Annotated in this window: 16 protein-coding genes and 1 pseudogene; 9 read left to right on the top strand and 8 right to left on the bottom strand. The window is 72.9% G+C overall.

Features of this window, described 5'->3' with window-relative positions:
• Positions 1-24: 24 nt before the first annotated feature.
• Positions 25-831 carry a hypothetical protein gene (locus AB0J88_RS35955; protein WP_364354941.1) on the top strand — a complete coding sequence of 269 codons (807 nt, stop codon included), beginning with the start codon at positions 25-27 and terminating at the stop codon, positions 829-831.
• Here AB0J88_RS35955 and AB0J88_RS35950 read toward each other — a convergent pair whose 3' ends face one another.
• The 4 genes from AB0J88_RS35950 to AB0J88_RS35935 are packed head-to-tail and all read right to left on the bottom strand — an operon-like array spanning position 832 to position 5,297.
• On the bottom strand, positions 832-2,082 hold the full coding sequence (locus AB0J88_RS35950; RefSeq protein ID WP_364354944.1) for an ROK family protein: 1,251 nt from the start codon (positions 2,080-2,082) through the stop codon (positions 832-834).
• Complete coding sequence (locus AB0J88_RS35945; RefSeq protein WP_364354947.1) at positions 2,066-2,932, bottom strand: carbohydrate ABC transporter permease; 867 nt, start codon at positions 2,930-2,932, stop codon at positions 2,066-2,068. Before AB0J88_RS35945 ends, AB0J88_RS35950 begins: the two co-directional genes overlap by 17 nt.
• Positions 2,932-3,912 (bottom strand): sugar ABC transporter permease, encoded by a 981-nt coding sequence (locus tag AB0J88_RS35940; RefSeq protein ID WP_364354950.1) that lies wholly within the window; start codon positions 3,910-3,912, stop codon positions 2,932-2,934. Before AB0J88_RS35940 ends, AB0J88_RS35945 begins: the two co-directional genes overlap by 1 nt.
• Complete coding sequence (locus AB0J88_RS35935; RefSeq protein WP_364354953.1) at positions 3,912-5,297, bottom strand: extracellular solute-binding protein; 1,386 nt, start codon at positions 5,295-5,297, stop codon at positions 3,912-3,914. Before AB0J88_RS35935 ends, AB0J88_RS35940 begins: the two co-directional genes overlap by 1 nt.
• Positions 5,298-5,557: 260 nt before the next feature.
• On the opposite strand from AB0J88_RS35935, the gene AB0J88_RS35930 reads away from it, so the two are divergent.
• Genes AB0J88_RS35930 through AB0J88_RS35915 form a run of 4 tightly spaced genes read left to right on the top strand, consistent with a single transcriptional unit; the run spans position 5,558 to position 10,562 of the window.
• Entirely contained in the window at positions 5,558-6,604 is a 1,047-nt protein-coding gene (locus AB0J88_RS35930; RefSeq protein ID WP_364354956.1) for a zinc-binding alcohol dehydrogenase, read from the top strand.
• The gene (locus AB0J88_RS35925; RefSeq protein ID WP_364354959.1) at positions 6,601-7,398 is read left to right on the top strand and encodes a sugar phosphate isomerase/epimerase family protein; all 798 of its coding nucleotides are present in this window, start codon (positions 6,601-6,603) and stop codon (positions 7,396-7,398) included. The genes AB0J88_RS35930 and AB0J88_RS35925 overlap by 4 nt, the downstream gene beginning before the upstream one ends.
• Positions 7,395-8,720, top strand: coding sequence for a trehalase family glycosidase (locus tag AB0J88_RS35920; RefSeq protein ID WP_364354962.1), 1,326 nt, complete (start codon positions 7,395-7,397; stop codon positions 8,718-8,720). Before AB0J88_RS35925 ends, AB0J88_RS35920 begins: the two co-directional genes overlap by 4 nt.
• 15 nt (positions 8,721-8,735) lie before the next feature.
• Positions 8,736-10,562: a glycogen debranching N-terminal domain-containing protein gene (locus tag AB0J88_RS35915; protein WP_364354965.1), complete on the top strand. Its 1,827-nt coding sequence runs from the start codon at positions 8,736-8,738 to the stop codon at positions 10,560-10,562.
• Here the strand turns inward: AB0J88_RS35915 and AB0J88_RS35910 are convergent.
• Positions 10,555-11,373, bottom strand: a complete 819-nt coding sequence (locus AB0J88_RS35910) for a methyltransferase domain-containing protein (RefSeq protein WP_364354968.1) — start codon at positions 11,371-11,373, stop codon at positions 10,555-10,557. The two genes, AB0J88_RS35915 and AB0J88_RS35910, sit on opposite strands and share 8 nt — an antisense overlap.
• Positions 11,374-11,444: 71 nt before the next feature.
• Here AB0J88_RS35910 and AB0J88_RS35905 point away from each other — a divergent pair.
• Positions 11,445-11,651 (top strand): annotated as a pseudogene (locus AB0J88_RS35905) (helix-turn-helix transcriptional regulator); the annotation flags it as partial.
• 125 nt (positions 11,652-11,776) lie between these two features.
• Here the strand turns inward: AB0J88_RS35905 and AB0J88_RS35900 are convergent.
• Positions 11,777-12,391 (bottom strand): ATP-dependent Clp protease proteolytic subunit, encoded by a 615-nt coding sequence (locus AB0J88_RS35900; RefSeq protein ID WP_364354971.1) that lies wholly within the window; start codon positions 12,389-12,391, stop codon positions 11,777-11,779.
• 2 nt (positions 12,392-12,393) lie between these two features.
• Positions 12,394-12,999, bottom strand: coding sequence for an ATP-dependent Clp protease proteolytic subunit (locus AB0J88_RS35895; RefSeq protein ID WP_364354974.1), 606 nt, complete (start codon positions 12,997-12,999; stop codon positions 12,394-12,396).
• Positions 13,000-13,192: 193 nt separating this feature from the next.
• Between AB0J88_RS35895 and AB0J88_RS35890 the strand changes: the two genes are divergently transcribed.
• Together AB0J88_RS35890 and AB0J88_RS35885 are read left to right on the top strand one after the other, a co-directional pair.
• Positions 13,193-14,200, top strand: a complete 1,008-nt coding sequence (locus tag AB0J88_RS35890; RefSeq protein ID WP_364354977.1) for a 1-aminocyclopropane-1-carboxylate deaminase — start codon at positions 13,193-13,195, stop codon at positions 14,198-14,200.
• 59 nt (positions 14,201-14,259) lie between these two features.
• Entirely contained in the window at positions 14,260-17,394 is a 3,135-nt protein-coding gene (locus AB0J88_RS35885; protein ID WP_364354980.1) for an AAA family ATPase, read from the top strand.
• On the opposite strand, the gene AB0J88_RS35880 is transcribed toward AB0J88_RS35885, so the two are convergent.
• A complete protein-coding gene (locus AB0J88_RS35880) occupies positions 17,331-19,442 on the bottom strand; it encodes an alpha/beta fold hydrolase (RefSeq protein WP_364354983.1) in 2,112 nt (703 codons plus the stop codon). The two genes, AB0J88_RS35885 and AB0J88_RS35880, sit on opposite strands and share 64 nt — an antisense overlap.
• Before the next feature lie 103 nt (positions 19,443-19,545).
• On the opposite strand from AB0J88_RS35880, the gene AB0J88_RS35875 reads away from it, so the two are divergent.
• The gene (locus AB0J88_RS35875; protein WP_364354986.1) at positions 19,546-20,601 is read left to right on the top strand and encodes a class I SAM-dependent methyltransferase; all 1,056 of its coding nucleotides are present in this window, start codon (positions 19,546-19,548) and stop codon (positions 20,599-20,601) included.
• Positions 20,602-20,620 lie beyond the last annotated feature (19 nt).

The following is a 20,620-nucleotide window of genomic DNA, read 5'->3' as shown; positions in this document are numbered from 1 at the left end:
GCGTTGACCATGCGATCCGGAACAGTGTTCCTGCGCCCGCTGGCAATCCTGTTGCCAGGACTCGCGCTGATCGGAGCATTCCTCGCGTATCGATGGGCCGCCGAATCGTTCGAGAAGGTTGGCGGAGCGGAAGCAGCCTACGTCCGTCACGAGGCGAACCTACGCAGCTGCCCGAGGTTGTCATGTGACGTCTCGGCTGCCCTTGATCGCGGCCAACAGTTGATCATCGTGCGGGCCGTCGACGGCGAGGTGGTCGAGGGTCAGGGGCTGTGGTTCGAGGTCCGCTACGGGGACACGACGAGGTTCGTACACTCCCTCACCGTGACGAGCCCGGCGACCCGGCTGGCCGACACGTTGGATCCACTGGTGACGATCGTGGGTTTCCTGGCTGTCCTCGTCCTGTTCTCGATGACCCGACTGCAACAGCAGGCGGCAGACAGCCGATATGCGTCCGACACGGACCGCCTGCTCTTCGGCGGTGTGGCCGCTGTAGGCATCGCCGCGCTGACGGCCGGTTACGTGATGAGCCGCCTGAACGGCGCCGGTCCCGGTGAGTTCATGACCGATGCCCTGACGAATCTGGGAGCGGGGTTGCTCGGCGCGGCGGTGACCTTCGTGCTGTTCCAGAGTCTCCTCGCCCGACGAGCACCGACCGCCCAGGCGGTGGCCACGATCTCGTCGGAGTTGAGCGATCTTTCCGCTCTGGGTGTGCGGCTCGATCGCCGTCTGGACGCGCTGCACTCGGAGCTCACGGAACTCAAAGCTGCCCAGACCCGACACAGGAACGGCTCACGCTGGTCGGCCGTCTTCCGATGGCTGGGCCCGCGGTAGTCAGCGACTGCGGGACAGATCACCAGCGGCGAGCTCCGCGTCGACCGCGCTCGGCGAGTAGATCTCGTCCAGCACCATGGCGTGGGCGCCAGTGACCGCCGACTGCGGACCCAGCCGGCTCGTCGTGACCTCCAGGTGGCGGGTCGCGCGGGGCAGGGCGTAGCGGTAGAGCATCTCGCGTACGCCGGTGACGAAATGGGTCTCGGCCAGGTCGCCGGCGATCACCAGGACGCCGGGGTTGACCAGGCAGACCACCGTGGCCAGGACCTCGCCGGCCAGGCGACCGGCCTCGCGGGCAAGATGCACCGCCTCGCCGTGGCCCTCCCGGATCCGCTCGACCAGCTCCGGACCCGACTGGGTGGGCGTGCCACCCTGCGTCAGCCGTTGCGCCAGCGCCAACCCGCTGGCCACCGCCGACAGGCAGCCGTAGAGGCCGCACTCGCACCGAGCGTCCGGGAAAGAGGCAAGGCGGATGTGTCCGATGTCGCCGGCACCTCCGTCGATGCCGCGGTAGACCCGGCCGTCGATCACGATGCCGGCGCCGATGCCCGTCGCGACCTTGACCAGCAGCAGCGCCGGACAGTCGGGATAGAACGCGACCTGCTCGCCCAGCGCCATCAGGTTGGCGTCGTTGTCGACGAAGACCGGGCAGCCCCACGTCGCGCGGAGCCGGTCGGCGATCGGGAAGCCGTCCCAGCCCGGCATGATCGGGGGCTCGGTGACCACGCCGGCGTCGTACTCGACGGGGCCGGGCACCCCGACGCCGATCCCCCGCACCCGCCCGCGGGACTCGCCCGCCCCGGCCAGCAGGCGGGCGAAGGCGGCGTCGACCCAGTCGAGCACGAACGAAGGGCCCTCGCCGATCTTGATGTGCTCGTGCTCCTCGCCCAACAGCGTGCCGCCCACGTCGAGCACCGCCGCCCGGGCGTGGTTGGCGCCCAGGTCGGCGACCAGCACCACGCCGTGGCCGGTGTCGAACTCCAGCAGCTCGGCGGGCCGGCCGCCGGTCGACTCCTCCACCCCGGAGCTGCGCAGGTAGCCGGCCGCGCGCAGCGCGTCGATCCGCGCGACCACCGTCGATCGCGACAGCCCCGTGTAGGACTGGAGCTCCGACCGGGTCCGTGCCCGGCCGGTGCGCACCAGCGCGAGGAGGTGACCGGCGGAGTTCTGGTTGCCGGCCGTGCCACCGCGGACGACGGCCGGCGAGCCGGGTGGGCCGCCCTGGGCCGGCGGCCTATCCCTTGTCGGCACCGGCGGTCAGCCCCTCCGTCAGCAGCCGCTCCGTCGCGAAGAAGATGATCACGATGGGCAGGGTAAGCACCACCGACCCTGCCATCAAAACCGTCTTGCTCACTTCGATGCCTCCGGCAAGCTGGGCGAGGCCGAGGGAGACCGTCCAGTTTTGACGGTTCTCGACCAGAAACAGGAGGGCGAACAGATACTCGTTCCATGCGATCATGAAGACGTAGAGTGCGTTCGCCATCACGGCCGGTGCCGCGAGCGGCAAGATTACCTTACGCAGGGTTTGTAACCGTGTGTAACCGTCAACAGCGGCGGCTTCTTCGAGACTCTCCGGGATCGTGCTCAGGTAGTTGCGCAGCATGTAGATCGACACGGGGATCGTCTGCGCGATGTAGACCACGATCAGCCCGGCCAGCGAGCCACGCAGGCCCAACCGCGTGAACACGGTGAACAGCGGGATGGCCAGCAGGATCGCCGGGAACAGGTACACCGCCAGGAACAGGAAGTGCACCTGCCGGCGGCCGACGAAGCGCAACCGGCTCACCGCGTACGAGCCGGGAATCGACACGAGCAGCGTCAGCACCGTGGCGGACGCCGCGACCAGCAGCGTGTTGAGGATCAGCCGCACGAACCCTTGGCCCCCGGTGGAGACGGAGCCGAGCACCTCGCGGTACGTGGAGACGGTCCACTCCGCCGGGCCGGCCCACAGGCTGCCCGGGTCCTGCAGCACCGCCTCGATCGGCCGGATCGAGAGCAGCACCATGTAGTAGAACGGGAACAGCGTGACCACGATCAGCACCGCGATCACGACCCAGCGCAGCACGCCGAACAGGCGGGTCTCGAAGGTCGCCCGGTCCATCACGACTCATCCTCCCGGGGCGCGAAGAACTTGAGATAGACCACGAGCAGCACGACCAGGGCGGCGGCGAGCACGAGGCCCTGGGCCGCGGCCGCGCCGATGTCGAGGCGCGAGGTGAGGAAGTCGTAGACCCGGACGCTGGCCACCTGCGTGCCGGCGCCACCGCCCGTGAGCAGCCAGACGTCGTCGAACTTGTTGAAGGTCATGATGAAGCGCAGCACCGACAGCAGGGCGATCACGGCGCCGAGCTGCGGGAGCAGGATGTGCCGGAAGAGCTGGGTCGGCGCGGCGCCGTCGACCACCGCCGCCTCTTCGAGGTCCTTCGGCACCGCCTGGAGCCGGGCCAGGATGAACAGGAACGCGAACGGGAAGTAGCGCCAGGCCTCGAACGCGATCACGGTGATCAGCGCGAGCGGGACGTCGACGCCCCAGAGGCTGTACTCGCGTTGGCTGAGGAAGGCGATCGGCCGGTCCCAGCCGAGGAAGCGCTGGCCCCAGTCGTTGGCGACGCCGAACTGCGGGCTGAGCATGATCTCCCAGACGAAGGTCACCGCGACCACCGGCGCCACGTACGGCAGCAGCACGCTGGCCCGCACCAGCGTGCGACCGGGGAACCGCTTGCGCAGCGCGAGCGCGGCGATCAGCCCGAACAGGATCGAGAACGCGGTGCCGCCGACCGTGTAGACCAGGGTGGTCCACAGCGAGCTCCAGAAGCCCGGCGAGGTGAACACGTACTCGAAGTTGCGCAGGGTGAAGTCGCCGAACAGGCCGGTGCGCCGGATGTTGATCAGCCGCAGCCGCTGGAACGCCAGCAGGATCGTCCACAGGATCGGGACGACGACCACGACCAGCACGACGACGAGCGTCGGCGACAGGTAGGCCAGGCCGGCGCGGTTCTCCCGCTGGCGGCGGGTGAGCGGCCGGGCCGGCCGGCGGCGCTGTTCGGGCGCCGCCGGCCGCTCTTCGCGGGTCGCGACCATCAGTCCAGCGACTTCTGGATCGCCCGCACGTCGTCCGCGGCGCGTTTCGCCGCGCCGGCGGCATCGACCTCGCCCCCGGTCAGGGCGTTGACCGCCTTGGGTACGGGCAGCTCGCCGAGGGTGGCACCGAGCAGCGCGCCCTGCTTCTGCGGCAGTGCCCAGCGCTTGAACGTGTCAGGGCTGGTGCGCAGCGCCTCCAGCACGTCGGCCGGGTAGCTGTCGGCGAGCGGCTTGCGGGTGTCGACACCGGCCGGCAGCGTGTTCCAGGCGGTCGCGAACTTCTCCGGATCGGCCGAGTCGCCCTTGCGCACCGGGAACTTGCCCTCGGGCGCGATGCCGAGCCAGCCGGGGTAGCCCTCGTTCATCATGTACGCGACGAACTTGCGGGCCTGGTCGGTGCTCGGGCCGTCCTTGGTGATCGCCCAGCTGGTGATCTCGCCGAACTGGGCCGGCTGCCCGTTCGGCCCGGCCACGGCGGTCACGATGCCGCTGTTCTTGGCCAGGTAGGCCGGGTCGGCCTTGCACTCGGGGCAGGTCGGCAGGGCGTCGTTGCGGAGCCCGGCCATCTCGTCGAGCAGGAACGACGACCAGACCACCATCGCGGCCTTGCCTGCGAAGTACGTGGCCCGGGTGGTGTCGACGTCCTGCGCGCCGGGCACCGACCAGTTCTTGATCAGGTCCTCGTACAGCTGGAACGTGGCCACGCACTGGGGCGTGTCGAGCGTGACGTTCTTGGCGTCGTCGACCAGCTCGCAGCCGTTGCCGAGGGCGAAGTTCTCGAACGTCTGCTCGGTGAAGGCGTCGTTGGGGACGGTGGCCATCGTGATGCCCGCGACCCCGCCGGTGTTCAGCTTCTGCGCGGCCGCGCGGATCTTGTCGAAGGTGTCCGGCGCCTGCAGCCCCGCCTTGTCGAACAGGTCCTTGCGGTAGAACAGCAGCTGAGCCCAGCCGTCGCTCGGCACCGCGAGCTGGTTGCCGTCCTGCGCGGTGAGCTCCAGGGCACGCGGTGAGAAGGTGCCGCGGCCGAGCTCGTCGACGACGGCCTTGGCGGCGTCGGTGTCGAGCAGGTCGTTGGTCGCCATCTGGGAGACCGCCGCCAGCGGCAGCGCGCCGACCACGTCGGGCAGCTCGCCGGAGCCGGCCGCCGAGGCGATCAGGGTGGTGAACTGGTTCTCGTCGGTCGCCACGATCTTGACCTGGATGCCGGTCGCGGCGGTGAACTGATCGGCGATCTTCTGGGTGGCCTGGACCCGGTCGGTCTGGTTCTCCAGGCTCCACACGGTGATCGAGCCGCTGGCGTCGTCGGGGTCGTCGCCCCCGCAGGCGCCCAGGCCAGTCACCAGGGTCGCCGCGCACAGGGCGGTGAGCAGCTTTCTCGCGTTCACGCGGTTCGCTCCTTCGTCCGATTTATCGATCTCGCTCCTTTGTCCACGATCTACGGACGAATAACACCAAGGTCTTATACGCGAAGGCAAGACATGTGTACGTAACGTTCGGGGGCCGCGAGTCCTTTGTCCACATTTGACACGGGTGGTGGCGATCCGGACTTATACTTGATTGCCAGACATAAGTGCGTAACATCTCGGCGGAACGACCCGTCGTTATGTCGCGCGCTTCTCTCTTCGAGCATGGGTGGAATGCCGTCGTGCCGCAGATAGTGCAGTTCACCTCTCCCCGCCACGTGGAGGTCGTCGACCAACCCCACGTGGAGCTGCGGCCGGGGCAGGTGCGGATCCGCACCAGCTACTCCGGGATCTCCGCCGGCACCGAGCTCACCGCCTACCGGGGCACCAACCCCTACCTCAACCGCGACTGGGACCCGGACCTGCGGCTGTTCGTCGACGGGTCCAGCGGGCTGAACTACCCGGTGGCGGGCCTCGGCTACTCCGAGGTCGGCGAAGTCGTCGAGGTGCTGTCCAACGAGCCCCATCCTCAAGATCCGCTCCCCGGCCAGCAGGTGTGGGGCATCTGGGGGCACCGCGGCGAGGCCGTGGTGCCGATCGAGAAGGTCCGCGGCTGCGTGGTGCCGCCGGGCCTCGACCCGGTCGCGGCCACCTTCGCGCGGGTCGGCGCGGTGGCGCTCAACGGCGTGCTGGCCGCCGACATCCACCTCTCGGAGGTGGTCGTGGTCTTCGGCCAGGGCGTGCTCGGACTGCTCGCCACCCGGCTGGCCCAGCTCTCCGGCGCCACCGTGGTCGCGGTCGACACGCTGCCGGCCCGGCTGGAGAAGGCCCGTGAATACGGGGCGGCGCACGTCGTCGACGCCGCCGCGACCGACGTGGGGATCGCCCTGCGCGGGCTGACCGACGGGCGCGGCGCCGACGTGGCGATCGAGATCAGCGGCCACTACCCGGCCCTGCACGACGCGATCCGCGCGGTCGCGGTCGACGGCCGGGTCGTGGCCTCCGGCTTCTACCAGGGCGACGGCGCCGGGCTGCGGCTCGGCGACGAGTTCCACCACAACCGGGTCCGGATCGTCTCCTCCCAGATCGGGGGCGTGCCGCCGGAGCTCGCCGGGCGCTGGAACCAGGCCCGCCTCAACCAGGCGTTCCTGAGCCTCGCGCAGCAGGGCGCGGTCGACCCCGTCGGCCTCGTCACGCACGTCATCGCGGTGGAAGAGGCGGCGGAGGCGTTCGCCATGCTCGACCACCGTCCGCAGGAAGCACTCCAGGTGGTGTTGAAGTTCTCATGATCAAGATCTCCTGCCAGGAGCAGCTGCTCCCCGGCGAGAGCCTCCAGGCGAAGTGGGACTTCGCCGCCCGCGCCGGCTACGACGGCATCGAGCTGCGGGCCAAGGGCGACTTCGCCTTCCGCGACCGGCTGCCCGAGCTGCGCCAGGCCGCCCGCGACGGCGTGCCCATGCCCTCGGTCTGCGTCGACATGCTGCACTTCATCGGCGCCTTCGACGCCGACCTGCGCCGCGACGCCGTCGCCCAGCTCCGCTCCCAGCTCTCCGTGCTCGCGGAGATCGGCGGCACGGTGGCCTGCACGCCCGCCTCGTACGGCATGTTCTCCCGGCGGCTGCCCCCGTTCGAGCCGCCCCGCTCCCCCGAGGCCGACCGGGCGGTGCTGCTCGCGGCCCTCACCGACCTCGGCCGGCACGCCGAGTCGGCCGGGGTGACGCTGGTGCTGGAGCCGCTGAACCGCTACGAGGACCATATGGTCAACCGGCTCGACGAGGCCGTCTCGCTGGTCGACGAGGTCGGGCTGCGCTCCGTGCGGGTGCTGGCCGACACGTACCACATGAACATCGAGGAGGACGAGCCCACCAGCGCGCTGGTCAAGGCCGCCGACCACCTCGGGCACGTCCAGGTCAGCGACTCGAACCGCTTTCAACCCGGCGCCGGGCACATCGACTGGGGTGCGCTGCTCGGCACGCTGGACGCGGTCGGCTACGACGGGCACCTGGCCGTCGAGTGCCGGCTGCGCGGCGAGCCGGCGGCGGCGGTCGCGGCGATCCCGGGCTTCCTGCGGAGGTGGTCGTGACCATCGCCCCCGAACGGCCGCTGGTCCGCACCGCGATATCGCCGTCCGCGTCGCTCGACCGGGCGGCGCGGCGCGTGCTGGCGGCCAACTGGCGGCGCGGCGCGACGGTGCCCGCCGGCGGCCTCTACCCGCACCAGTGGAGCTGGGACTCCGCCTTCATCGCGCTCGGGCTGCGGCACTTCTCGCCGGTGCGGGCGCAGCGCGAGCTCGAGTCGCTGTTCGGTGCGCAGTGGGCCGACGGCCGGGTGCCGCACATCGTCTTCGACCCGCTGGTGCCGGCCGACGCGTACTTCCCCGGTCCCGCGTTCTGGCGCTCCACCGACCGCTCCGGCACGCCGGGCGTGCCGACCTCCGGGATCGTCCAGCCGCCCGTGCACGCCCTGGCCGCGTGGGAGACGCACCGGGCCGCACCGGCCGTGTCCCGCTCCCGGCGGTTCCTGGAGCGGCTCTACCCCCGGCTGGTCGCCTGGCACGACTGGCTGCTGACCGCGCGCGACCTGCGCGGGCGCGGCCTGGTGTCCGTGGTGCACCCCTGGGAGTCCGGCATGGACAACAGCCCGGCCTGGGACCTCCCGCTGTCCCGGGTCGTGCCGCTGCCACCGACCGACCTGGCCCGGCGCGACCTCGCGCACGCCGCCGCCACGGAACGCCCGACGGACGAGGACTACGGGCGCTACATCCGGCTCGCCCGGGACTACCGCGACTCCCGTTACGAGGCGACGCCCGGTTTCGCCGTCGAGGACCCGCTGTGCAACGGGCTGCTGGCGGCCGGCGAGTACGCGCTGGCCTCGATCGCCACGGAGCTCGGGCAGGACCCGAGCCGCCACCTGGTGCGCGCCCAGGAGGTCACCGACGCGCTGATGACCGAGCTGTGGGACGGCGGCGCTGGTGTCTTCTTCGCGTACGACGTCCTCGGCGACGCGGTCCTGCGGTCGTACTCGATCGCGGGTCTGCTGCCGTTGGTGGTGCCGGACCTGCCGGTGGGGACCGACCTGGTCAAGACCGCGCTCGGCGACCGCTTCCGGCTGGCCGACGCGTGCCCGATACCGAGCTACGACCTCACCGCCGAGGATCACGAGCGGGGCCGCTACTGGCGCGGCCCCGGGTGGGTCAACACCAGCTGGCTCTTCTGGCACGGCCTGCGCCTGCACGGCGAGACCGCGCTCGCCGACGACCTGCGCGACCGCTTGCTGGCCCGGGTGCGGACGTGCGGTTTCCGGGAGTACGTCGACCCGCTCACCGGCGCCGGCCACGGCACGGACGACTTCAGCTGGACGGCGGCGCTGACCCTGGACCTCATCCGCACCGGGCCGCGTCGCTGAGTCGTTGACCCCGGTATGCGAACCCTGGTTTCCGGCGTCACCTGCCTGCTGACGGACGCCGGCGGCAACGTCACCGACACCGGCGGACTCTTCGTCGCCGACACCCGGCACCTGTCGCGCTGGGTGCTGACCGTGCACGGCCGCGCCCTGCGCGCCCTGGCCGAGTCGGCCGGCGAGGTGGTGCTGGCGCCGCCGACCGCCCGCAACGAGAACCCGCCGTTCGTGCTGCGCCGCGTCCAGCGGCTCGGGTCCGGGTCGCTGGTCGAGGAGCTGACGCTGACCAGCTTCGTGTCGTCGCCGCAGACGGTGCGGGTGGCGCTGTCCGCCGAGGCCGACTTCGCCGACCAGTTCGAGCTGCGCTCGTCGCGCCTGTTCGACAAGTCGGACGCCGTCCGCGACGTCTCGGTCGCCGAGGCCGAGCTGGTGTTCGGCTACGCCCGGCAGGGGTTCCGCCGCCGGACCAGGATCACCGCGTCGCCGCCGGCCCGGCTCTCCGCCGACGGTGCCCAGTGGACGGTCACGGTGCCGGCACACGGCACAGTGACGCTGCGCGCGGTGGTCAGCGCCGGTGACGCCGCGCCGCTTCCTGGTCCGCCACCCGCGCTGGTCGCGGCGGCCCCGACCGACGATCTCGCCCGGTGCGTCGCGCGCGGCCTGGCCGACCTCGACAGCCTCCGCGTGCCGGCCGCCGACCTGCCGCCGATCGCCGGCGTCGACCTGCCCACCGGGGCGGCGGTGCCGGCCGCGGGCGCGCCGTGGTTCCTCACCCTTTTCGGCCGCGACAGCCTGCTGACCTCGCTGTTCGCCCTGCCGTACCGGCCCGAGCTGGCCGAGGGGACGCTGCGGCTGCTGGCCGCGACCCAGGGCCGGGTGACCGACGCCGAGCGGGTCGAGGAGCCCGGCAAGATCCTGCACGAGCTGCGCCAGGGCGAGCTCGCCACGCTCGGCGAGGTCCCGTACGGCCGCTACTACGGCACGGTCGACGCGACGCCGCTGTTCCTCGTGCTGCTCGCCGAGCACCACACGGTCACCGGCGACACGGTCGTGGCCAAGGACCTGGAGCCGGCCGCCCGGGCCGCGGTCGCGTGGATGCTCGACGACGGCGGCATCCAGGCCACCGGCTACCTGAGATACCGGACCGACGGCCCCGGGCTGGTGCACCACTGCTGGAAGGACTCCGCGGACTCGATGGTCTTCGCCGACGGCCAGGTCGCCGCCGGGCCGATCGCCGTCAGTGAGGCACAGGGGTACGCGTACCGGGCGCTGCGCGGCACCGCCGAGCTCGCCCGGTCCGCGTGGGGCGACCCGACCTGGGCCGCGGAGCTCGACCGCCGTGCCGACCGCCTCCGGGCGATGTTCTCCGCCGACTTCCGGCTCCCGAACGCGTTCGTGGCGCTGGCCCTGGACGGCGCCGACCGCCAGGTCGACGCGCTGGCCTCCAACGCCGGCCACGTGCTGTGGTCCGGCATCCTCGACGACTCCTGGGCCACCCTGGTCGCCGAGCGGCTCGCCGAGGACGACTTCTTCTCCGGCTGGGGCATCCGCACGCTGGCCGAGGGCCAGCCGCCGTACCATCCGCTCTCGTACCACCGGGGCGGCGTCTGGCCACACGACACGGCGCTGACGGTCGCCGGGCTGGCCCGGGTCGGCCACACCGCCGCGGCCGCCCGGATCGCCGACGGCCTGGTCGCGGCGGCCGCGTCCGCGGGCGGGCGACTGCCCGAGGTGCTGACCGGCATGCCGCGCCGGGCCGGCCAGACGCCGGTCCCCTATCCGCACTCCTGCTCACCGCAGGCATGGGCCGCGGCGGCACCGCTGCTGCTGAAGACCGCGCTCAGCTGACGACTCCGGCGGCCACCCAGATCGTCAGCACGGCCAGGAACTCGCCACGCTCGCCGGCCGCGGCGAGCTCGGAGAACCAGGTGTCGCGCAGGTCGTCGGGGATCATCCTGGCCTCCGGCGGCACCGCCGGGTCAAACAGCGGCACCACCACGGCGGCCGAGGCGGGATCGGGGAAGTAGCAGGTCACCGGGGTGGCGGCCACGTCGGCGAGGCCGACCTGGACCAGGCGCCGGCGCAGCGTGCGGCCCATGTCGTCGTGATGGTTCGGGTCCACGCCGAGGAGCCGCTCGCGCAACGCGAGGGTCAGGTCGGTCCGGATGCCGTCGACGGCCAGCGACTCCCAGTCGGTGTCGACGAGGCAGACCCGCCCGCCGGGCCGGGTGACCCGCACCAGCTCGCGCACCGCGGCGTCCGGGTCGGCGAGGTGCTGGAGCACGCGCTCGGAGCGGACTCCGTCGAAGGTGTCGGCCTGGAACTCGAGGTGGGTGATGTCGCCCTGGACGAACCGGATCGGCAGGTCGGGCGGTGTCAAGGCCCGAGCGCCAGCCAGGGTCCGCTGGGACGCGTCCATCGCCACGACCTCGCCGTCCCGGCCGACCGCGACGGCCAGGTCCCGGGCGACCTCTCCGGCACCGGCGCCCGCGTCGAGCAGCCGCTGGCCCGGTGCGGGACGCAGCGCCTCCCACGCGGCCGCGCGTACCCGCTGGATCTCCGGGTGTCCGGCCATCGCCCGCAGCACGCCGAAGATCGCGTCGAAGACGGGCTCCGGCAAGGCGTCGATGTCCCGGAACGGCGCGGCGTCGTTCGTCATGGTGATTAACCTAGCTACGCCGAGCGCGAAACCGGGCCACCTCGCGGGCGGACCCGCCTAGAGTCAGCCGCGTGACCGATCCGCCGCTTCGCGAGGTGTTCGGCAAGCTGCTGCGCCGGGTCCGGCTGCGGCAGGGACGCACGCTGGCCGAGGTGGCGGCACGGGCACGGGTCTCGGCGCAATACCTCTCTGAGGTCGAGCGCGGCCGCAAGGAGCCGTCGTCCGAGGTCCTCGCGGCCGTCTGCACGGCGCTCGGCATCGACCTGCCCGACCTGCTGGCCGCGGCGGGCCGCGACCTCCTCGCCGCCCGGCCCGTGGCACCCGTCCTGCGGCTGGCCGACGCCCGCGTGGGCCGTCCCCCGTCGACGAGCCGCGCCGGCGAGGTCCGGCTGCTGGTCGCGGCCTAACCGACGCGGGCAAGTGGCGCGCCCTTGCGGCTCCGCACGACGTGGTCGGCCAGGCCGTACGCCACCGCCTCGTCCGCCGACAGCGTCAGGTTGCGGTCGATGTCGGCGCGGATCTTCCCGGTCTGGTGTCCGCTGACCTCGGCGAGGATCTCCTCCATCTCCGCGCGTACGCGACCCACCTCCTTGGCCTGGACGGCGAGGTCCGGCAGCGTGCCGCGGGCCTGGCTGGACGGCTGGTGCAGCGTCACCTTCGCGTGCTTGAGCACCGCGCGCTTGCCCGGCGTGCCGGCGGCGAGCAGCACGGCCGCGGCCGACGACGCCTGGCCGAGGCAGAACGTGGCGATGTTCGGGCGTACGAACCGCATGGTGTCGTAGATGGCGGTCAGCGCGCTGAACGAGCCGCCCGGCGAATTGATGTAGAGGCCGATCTCCATGTCGCTGTTGGCCGACTCCAGGTGCAGGAGCTGGGCCATCACGACGTTGGCGACGCCGTCGTCGATCTCGGTGCCGAGGAAGATGATCCGCTCGGCCAGCAGCCGGGAGTAGATGTCGAAGGCGCGTTCGCCGGTCGAGGTGCGCTCGATGACGGTCGGGATCGTGTACTGGCTCATGCTCACAGCCCCACCGGCTGGCGGGTGACCGCCGGGCGCACGTCGTCGACGCGGTCCACCACCCGGTCGACCATCCCGTAGGCGAGGGCCTCGTCGGCGCTGAACCACCGGTCCCGCCCGCTGTCCCGGTCGACGACCTCGACCGGCTGGCCGGTGTGCCGGGCGATGAGCTCGACGAGCGTGCGCCCGATCCGCTCGAGCTGGCCGGCGTAGATCTCGATGTCGGCCGCGGTGCCGCCGAAGCCGGCGCTCCCCTGGTGCATCAGCACCTGCGCGTTCGGCAGGGCGAACCGCTTGCCCGCGGTGCCCGCGCAGAGCAGGAACTGCGCCATGCTGCCGGCCAGCCCCATCGCGACGGTCCGCACGTCGTTGGGGATCACCCGCATCGTGTCGTAGATGGCCAGCCCGGCGCTGACCGAGCCGCCCGGCGAGTTGATGTAGAGGCTGATGTCCGACTGCGGGTCCTCGGCCGACAGCAGCAGCAACTGCGCGCACAACCGGTTGGCGATCGGGTCGTCCACCTCCGCTCCGAGAACGATGATCCGTTGGTGCAGCAGCCGGGTCGCCAACTGGTCGTCGAGCGACATCCCGCCCGTCAAGCTCTGCATGCGTGTCTCCTCACGTCGCGTGCTGTGAGCCCACCATGCGTTCGTCGAACGGCGGCCCACCAGGCCGCGCTGCTGGCAGCAGCGAGGTTCAGCGGTCCGCGAACGTCTTGACGTCCGGCGATGTGTGGAGTGCAATATGTTGCATGCCGCTGCTTGGGGTCACCCCCTGGCTCCTGCCGCAAGGAGAGTGACCGTGCCCCTCGACGACTTCGAGCGCTACCCACTGCTGTTCGGCCCGAGCCCGGTGCACCCGCTCGACCGCCTCACCGCGCACCTCGGCGGCCCCAGGATCTGGGCCAAGCGCGAAGACTGCAACAGCGGCCTGGCGTACGGCGGCAACAAGACCCGCAAGCTCGAATACCTGCTCGCCGACGCGCTGGCCACCGGCGCCGACACGCTCGTCAGCATCGGTGGCATCCAGTCCAACCACACCCGGCAGGTAGCGGCGGTGGCGGCTCGCGCCGGGCTGGCCGCCGTGCTGGTGCAGGAGAGCTGGGTCGACTGGCCGGACCCGGTCAACGACAAGGTCGGCAACATCCTGCTCTCGCGCATCCTCGGCGCCGACGTGCGCCTGGTCGACGAGGGCTTCGGCATCGGCTTCAAGGAGAGCTGGCAGCGGGCGCTCGACGACGTGCGGTCCGCCGGCGGTGTCCCCTACGCGATCCCGGCCGGCGCGTCCGACCACCGGCTGGGCGGCCTCGGGTTCGCCAACTGGGCCTACGAGGTGCAGCGCCAGGAGGCCGAGCTCGGCGTCTTCTTCGACACCGTCGTCGTCTGCAGCGTCACCGGCAGCACCCAGGCCGGGATGATCGCGGGTTTCGCCGGCCAGGACCGGCCACGGCGGGTGCTGGGAATCGACGCCTCCGCGAAGATCGACGAGACCCGCGCCCAGGTGGAGAAGATCGCCCGCAACACGGCCGAGCTGATCGGTCTCGGCCGGGACCTGCGCGCCGACGAGATCACGGTGCTGGAGGGCTGGGCCGGCGACCTCTACGGCATCCCGGTGGCGTCCACGGTGGACGCGATCCGGCTCACCGCGCGGCTCGAGGGCATGATCATCGACCCGGTCTACGAAGGCAAGTCGATGGCGGCCCTGATCGACCTGGTCCGCGAGGGCGAGATCCCGCGCGACTCCAACGTGCTCTACGCCCACCTCGGCGGCCAGCCGGCCCTCAACGCCTACAGCTCCGTGCTCTCCTGACCGTCGGATTGCCGAACGAAGGGTTGACCTGCCCGAACCCGGCGACGTAGCAAGACCACGTGGGGACGACGGGCATCCGGCTCATCGGGCCGTTCGCCGTGGCGCGCGGCGAGCGGGTGCTGCCCGATGCCGAGGTGGGCAGCCGCAAGGCCCGGACGCTGCTGGCGCTGCTGGCCGCCGAGCGCCGGATCGTCACCGTCGACCGGATCGTGGCCGTGCTGTGGCCCGGCCGGCCGCCGCAACGGCCCGCCGACAACGTCGCCACGCTGGTCAGCCGCGTGCGGGCCGCGCTCGGCCAGGCGCTGGTCGAGGGCGGTCGCGGCGGCTACCGGCTGGCCGACGAGGTCACGGTCGACCTGCACGAGGCGGCCCGCCTGGTGACCTCCGCGCAGGCTCAGCTGACCCGAGACCCCGCGGCCGCGCTGGAGGTGGCGGGCCACGCCGAAGCGGTGTTGGCCGCCGCACCGGCACTGATCGCCGAGCCGGCGGCCGACTGGGCCGCGGCCGTCCGCTCCGAGCAGGCCGGTCACCTGCGCCGCGCCCGGCAGACGGTCGCCGCGGCGGCCCTGGCGGCGGGGGTGCCCGCCCGCGCCCGCGACGCGGCCGACGCCGCCCTGCGGGTCGACCCCTTCGACGAGGACGCCGCGCGCGCCCTGATCCGTGCGCACGACGCGCTCGGGGAGCCGGCCCGCGCCCTCGCCGTCTACGAGCGACTCCGCGCGGTGCTCGCCGAGGATCTCGGCGTCGACCCCTCCCCCGCGACCCGCGACCTGCACGTGGCGGTGCTGCGCGGCACGTCCGTCGGCCCGGAGCGGGCGGGACGCAACAGGCTGGCCGGCCGCGAGCGCGAGACCGGCGAGCTGCTCGCCGCCTGGCAGGACGCCATCGGCGGCCGGCCGGGAGTGGTCCTGCTGACCGGTGAGCCCGGCATCGGCAAGACCCGGCTCGCGCAGGAGCTGGCCCGGCTGGCCCGGGCGACGCCCGGCACCGTGGTCACCGTCCGCTGTTACGCCGCCGAACGCTCACTGTTCCTGCAACCGGTGGTCGAGGCGGTCGGCGAGCTGGTCACGGCGACCCCGCCGGACGGGGTGCGTGCCGCCGCCACCGGCCGGGCCGGAGCGCTGGCCGCCCTGGTCCCCGCCGCGGCGGCCGTCCTGGGGGCCCCGCCGGCCGAGCGCGGCAGCCCCGAGGCGGAGCGCCGGGCCGCGTACGACGCGGTGACGACCTTCCTGCTCCGGCTCTCCCAGCCGCGTCCGGTGCTGCTCGTGGTCGACGACCTCCAGCACGCCGGCGCGGCCACGGTCGAGCTGCTGCACTACCTGGCCCGGCACGCCGGCACCGCCCGGCTGCTCGTCGTCGCGACCGTACGGGCGGCGGAGGGCCGGCAGGCGGTCGCCACCCTCGACGGCGTCGCCGCGACCGTGCCGCTCGGGCCGCTCGACGAGCCCGCCATCGCGGCGCTGGCCAAGGCGGCCGGGCAGCAGGCCCACGTGGCCGAGATCGCCCGCCGGACCCGCGGGCACACGCTGTTCGTGGTGGAGACCCTGCGAGCGCTCGCGGCCGGCGACACCGGCGTCCCGGAGTCGCTGCGGGCCAGCGTGCTGGCCCGGGTGCGGGCCGCCGGCGCCGGTGCCGAGGAGCTGCTGCGGGCCGCCGCCGTGCTGGGCCCGTCGTTCGCGCCGGCAGCGGTCGCGGGCCTGCTCGGCGTCGGGGCGGCGGAGGCGACGCTGCGCTGCGAGCGGCTGCTGGAGACGCGGCTGACCCGGGTGGCCGGCCGGGCGTACGAGTTCGCCAACGACCTCGTCCAGGAGGTGCTCTACGACTCGACGCCGCCGCCCACCCGGCTGGCCCACCACCTGCGCGCCGCGGACCTGCTGGCCGACAACCCGGAGGCCGTGGCCCGGCACGCGCAGGCGGCGGGCGACGACCGCCGCGCGGGCCGCGCCTGGCTGGCCGCCGGGCAGCGGGCCGCCAAGCGCTACGCCGCGGCCGACGCCGACGCGTTGCTCGACAACGCGGTCGCGGCTGCCGACCGGTGCGCCGACCTCGAGCTGCGGACGACCGCGCTGCTGCTGCGCGCCCGGGTACGCGAGACGATGTTCCGCTACGACGACGCGCTCGCCGACGCCGCCGTCGCGCTCGGGCTCAGCCGCGAGACCGGCGACCGCCGGGCCGAGATGGCCGCGCTGCGCGAGCTGGGCGGGCCGGCCTGGGCCGGGGTCGGGCGGCCGGTCGAGGACGGCATCGGGCACATGCGCGCCGCGCTCGCGCTCGCCGAGCAGCTGGGCGACCGGGGCGCCGAGGCGGAGCTGCTCGGCTGGCTGGCCGTGCTGAGCTGCAACCAGCTGCGGTTCGTCGAAGCGCTCGCCTACGGCCGGCGGGCACGGGAGGTGGCGCCCGGCGGCCCGGCGCTCGCGGCGGCCTTCGACGGGCTGAAGACGGCGTACGCCTATCTCGGCGAGGTGACCGAGCTGTCCGCCCTGCTGACCGAGCTCGAGCCGCTGGTGCGGGGCGACCTGTCGCTCCTGCAGTGGTGCCGGTTCGAGTCGGCCTTTCCGCACCTCGCGGCGGGCCGCTGGGGGGAGGCGGCCGCTCGGGTCGGCGAGGCGATGGCGATCAACGAGCGCAGCGGCTACCGGAGCTACGCGCCCTGGTACCTGGCCCACCTCGGCTGGATCGCCCGCCTGGACGGCCGCCGCGCCGACGCGCTGGCGCTGGGACACCGGGCATCCACGATGGAGTCGCACGCCTGGTTCGCGGCCGCGGTCGACGCGATGCACGGCACCACGCTGGTCGAGTTCGGCGACCGCGCGGCGGCCATCCCCGTGCTGGAGCGCGGCCTCGCCGTCACCGCGTCGCACCGCACGGCCGCCTATCGGCTGCGCTGCCTCGCGCCGCTGGCCGAGGCGACCGGCGCACCGGACCTGCTCGACGAGGCCGACGCCCTGCTCCGCTCGGTCGTCGCCCCACCGGACGCGGCCTGGCTCTACGGCGCCGACGCGTACACGTCGGTGGCTCGGGCCTGGCTGGCCCGCGACGAGCCCGAGCGCGCCGCCGCGGTGCTGGCGCCGCTGCTGGCCGCCGGCGAGCGGACCGGCTGGCGCGCACCACTGGCCGCCGCCCGGGCTCTTCAGAACAGCTCGGCCAGCAGGTCCGCCGCCCGCTCGGCACCGTCGGTCTCCACCGGCCGGTAGTCGACGCGCCGGCCGATCGATTGGGCGATCAACGCCGCCAGGTTCTCCGGGTCGGTCTGTCCATAGTCGACGTGCTGACCGGCCCGGTACGCGTCGAGCCGGTGCCGGACGTGCCGGTTCTGCTCGAAGTGGTTGCGCAGCGGGACGTAGAGGAACGGGCGGCGGTGCGCGGTGAGGGTCATCGTGGTGGTCAGGCCGCCGTGCGTGACGGCCAGGTCGCAGGCGGCCAGCAGCCGGTGCAGGCCATGGACGTAGCCGTGCACCTCCAGCCCCTCGCGCTTGGCGATCGGAGCCGGGTCCAGCCGTGGACCGGTCACGACGACGAGCCGCAGCCCCGGCACCGCCCGCCGGGCGGCCGGGAAGGCGTCGACCACCTTGCGCAGCAGGTCGCCACCCACGCCGGAGCCGCCGACGGTCGCGACGCACACCGGCTCGTCGGGCGCCCAGCCGAGGTCGGCCCGCAGCCGGGCGCGTCCGTCGTCGTCGACCGGCGGGAAGTCGGCGACGTAGCCGCTGAACGCGAAGTGCTCCAGCGTCCAGTCGCGGACGCTCGGCAGGCCCGGCCCGAGCGGGTCGTCGACCAGGTCGTCGGGGTTGCCCACGAACACGGCCCGGTCGCGCAGCCTCGGGAAGCGGGCGATCTGCTCGACCATCTCGGCGTTGTAGTCGCCGGTGAGATGCTCCTCGCCGGGGTTCATCGGCAGCCAGCCGACGAAGTCGGTCAGCCACGCGTACGCGGTGCGCTTGAGCTCGGGATTCTCGTGCAGGAAGTAGTCGAGCTCCCAGGCCTCGTCGCCGACCCAGAGGTCGTACGGCTCGTGCTCGGCCAGGTCGGCGAACACCATGAAGTTGGCGACCAGGATCTCGTCCATGCGCCGGATGGCCTGGAACGCGTGCAGGTCGTGCTCGCCGGCCTCGCTCTCGATGTGCGCGGACTCGGTGACCAGGTGCCGGGAGGCCGGATGCACGTGCTCGCCGCGCCGCTCCAGCACCTCCGTCACCGGATGCTGCGCGAGCCAGTCGACCTGCACGCCGGGCCGCTTGCGGCGCAGGGCGTCGACGATCGCGGCGTCCCGCTCGACGTGCCCGAGCCCGATGGGTGACGACAGGTAGAGCACCCGCCGTGGCCGGTTCAGCGGCCGTTGCCAGCGGATCTGCTTCGGCGGTGTCGCGGTCGCCTGCCGGACGAAGTCGCGGAGCAGCCGGTTGACCACCACCGGCTCGCGGGTGTGCGGCATGTGGTCGGCGCCGTCGAGCACCACGTCGTGCGCGCCTGACAACCGCGCCGCGCGCGCCATCTCGTCGGGGGTGCGGCAGTGGTCGTCGGAGCCCCGGATGACCAGCACCGGGCGGTCGATCCCGCGCAGCAGCGCCTCGGTCTCGTCGCGGTCGCGGACGCACCGCTGGCTGCGCTCCGCGGCGATCAGCGACTCCGGCGTGGTCTGCGTCGACCAGCCGACCGCGTCCTCGATCTGCTTGGTCGAGTGCGGCTCGCTGATCACCGTGGTGAAGAAGAACTCGGCGAAACCCCGCAGGTTCTGCTGCCAGAAGTGGCGGTTGAACATCTGCCAGCCGTCGTACGAGTCGCGCTGCCGCTCGAAGTGCGCGACCTGGCGGTGCGGGGGCTGCTCGTCGAGGAACGGGGCGACGGGCGCGATGGCCACGGCTCCGAGCACCCGGTCGGGCAGGCGGGCGGCGCCGACCAGCGACCACCAGCCGCCACGGCTCAGGCCGACCAGCACCACCCGGTCGGCCCCGACGGCGTCCAGCACCGCGAGCAGGTAGCCCAGGTGCGCGTCGTCGCTGTAGGCGGCCGGGTCGGTCGGCCGGTCCGAGCGGCCGTTGCCGGGCGGGTCGATCGTGATCACCCGGAACTCGCGCGACAGGTACGGCACCTGTGCCTTCCAGTGCCGCGAGTCGACGATCGACCAGGCCGGCAGCAGCACGACGGTCGGTGCGTCGGGGTCGCCCGGGTCGAACACCTCGTACCCGATCCGGACGCCGTCGCGTTTGACGTACCCCTCGATGTCTGGTTCCCGTGCCCGCATGTCGGCAAGCCTGCCGGGCGGCATTGCAATGCGGTTGCAAGCGCCCTGCAACGACGCTGCGGAACCTATGCCCGGACACGACCTTTCAGAGGGGGAAATGATCATGGCTTTGGACAACGACCGGTTGATGGAGTTCCTCGGCCGGTTCGTCGGTGACCTGGGCGCGACGATGGCGGCCGGCAACGTGGTGGTCGGCGAGCGGCTCGGGCTCTACCGCGCGCTCGCCGCGGCGCCCCGCACGCCGGCCGACCTGGCCGAGGCGACCGGCACCGACACGCGGTACGTCGACGAGTGGCTGCGCGGGCAGGCGGCCGGCGGCTACGTGCAGTACGACGCGGCCACCGGCTCCTACTCGCTGACCGAGGAGCAGGCGTTCGCGCTCACCGACCCGGAAGGCCCGGTGTTCGTGCCGGGTGCGTTCCAGCTCGCGCTGGGCGCGCTGCGGGCCGAGCCCCGGATCACGGCGGCGATCCGCAGCGGCGACGGCATGGGCTGGCACGAGCACGACGCCGAGGTGTTCGAAGGGTGCGAGCGGTTCTTCCGGCCCGGCTACCTGGCGAACCTGACCACGGCCTGGCTGCCGGCGCTGGACGGGGTCGAGGACAAGCTGCGCGCGGGTGCCAGCGTCGCCGACATCGGCTGCGGGCACGGCGCGTCGACCGTGCTGATGGCCAAGGCGTTCCCGGCGTCGCGGTTCTCGGGCTCGGACTACCACGACCAGTCGATCATGCAGGCGCACAAGCGGGCCGCGGACGCCGGTGTGGCCGAACGGGCGTCGTTCGAGGCGGCGACCGCGCAGACGTTCAGCGGCGGCCCGTACGACCTGGTGACGACGTTCGACGCGATCCACGACATGGGCGACCCGCTGGGCGCGGCCCGGCACGTCCGCGAGTCGCTGGCCACCGACGGCACCTGGATGATCGTCGAGCCGATCGCCGGCGACACGGTCGCCGACAACCTCAACCCGGTTGGGCGGGTCTACTACGGGTTCTCCACGTTCCTGTGCGTGCCGAACGCGCTCTCGCAGGACGGCGGCTACGCGCTGGGCGCCCAGGCCGGCGAGGCGGCCATCCGCCGGATCGCGACGGAGGCCGGCTTCACGCGCTTCCGCCGGGTCTCCGAGACCCCGTTCAACCTGGTGTACGAGGCCCGGCCCTAAGAAATTTCCGTCCGGGCGT

The organism is Asanoa sp. NPDC049475 (genome assembly GCF_040676915.1).
GTDB lineage: Bacteria > Actinomycetota > Actinomycetes > Mycobacteriales > Micromonosporaceae > Asanoa.
Note: the sequence above shows the minus strand (reverse complement) of the source record. Positions and strands in the feature narration are given on the sequence as shown.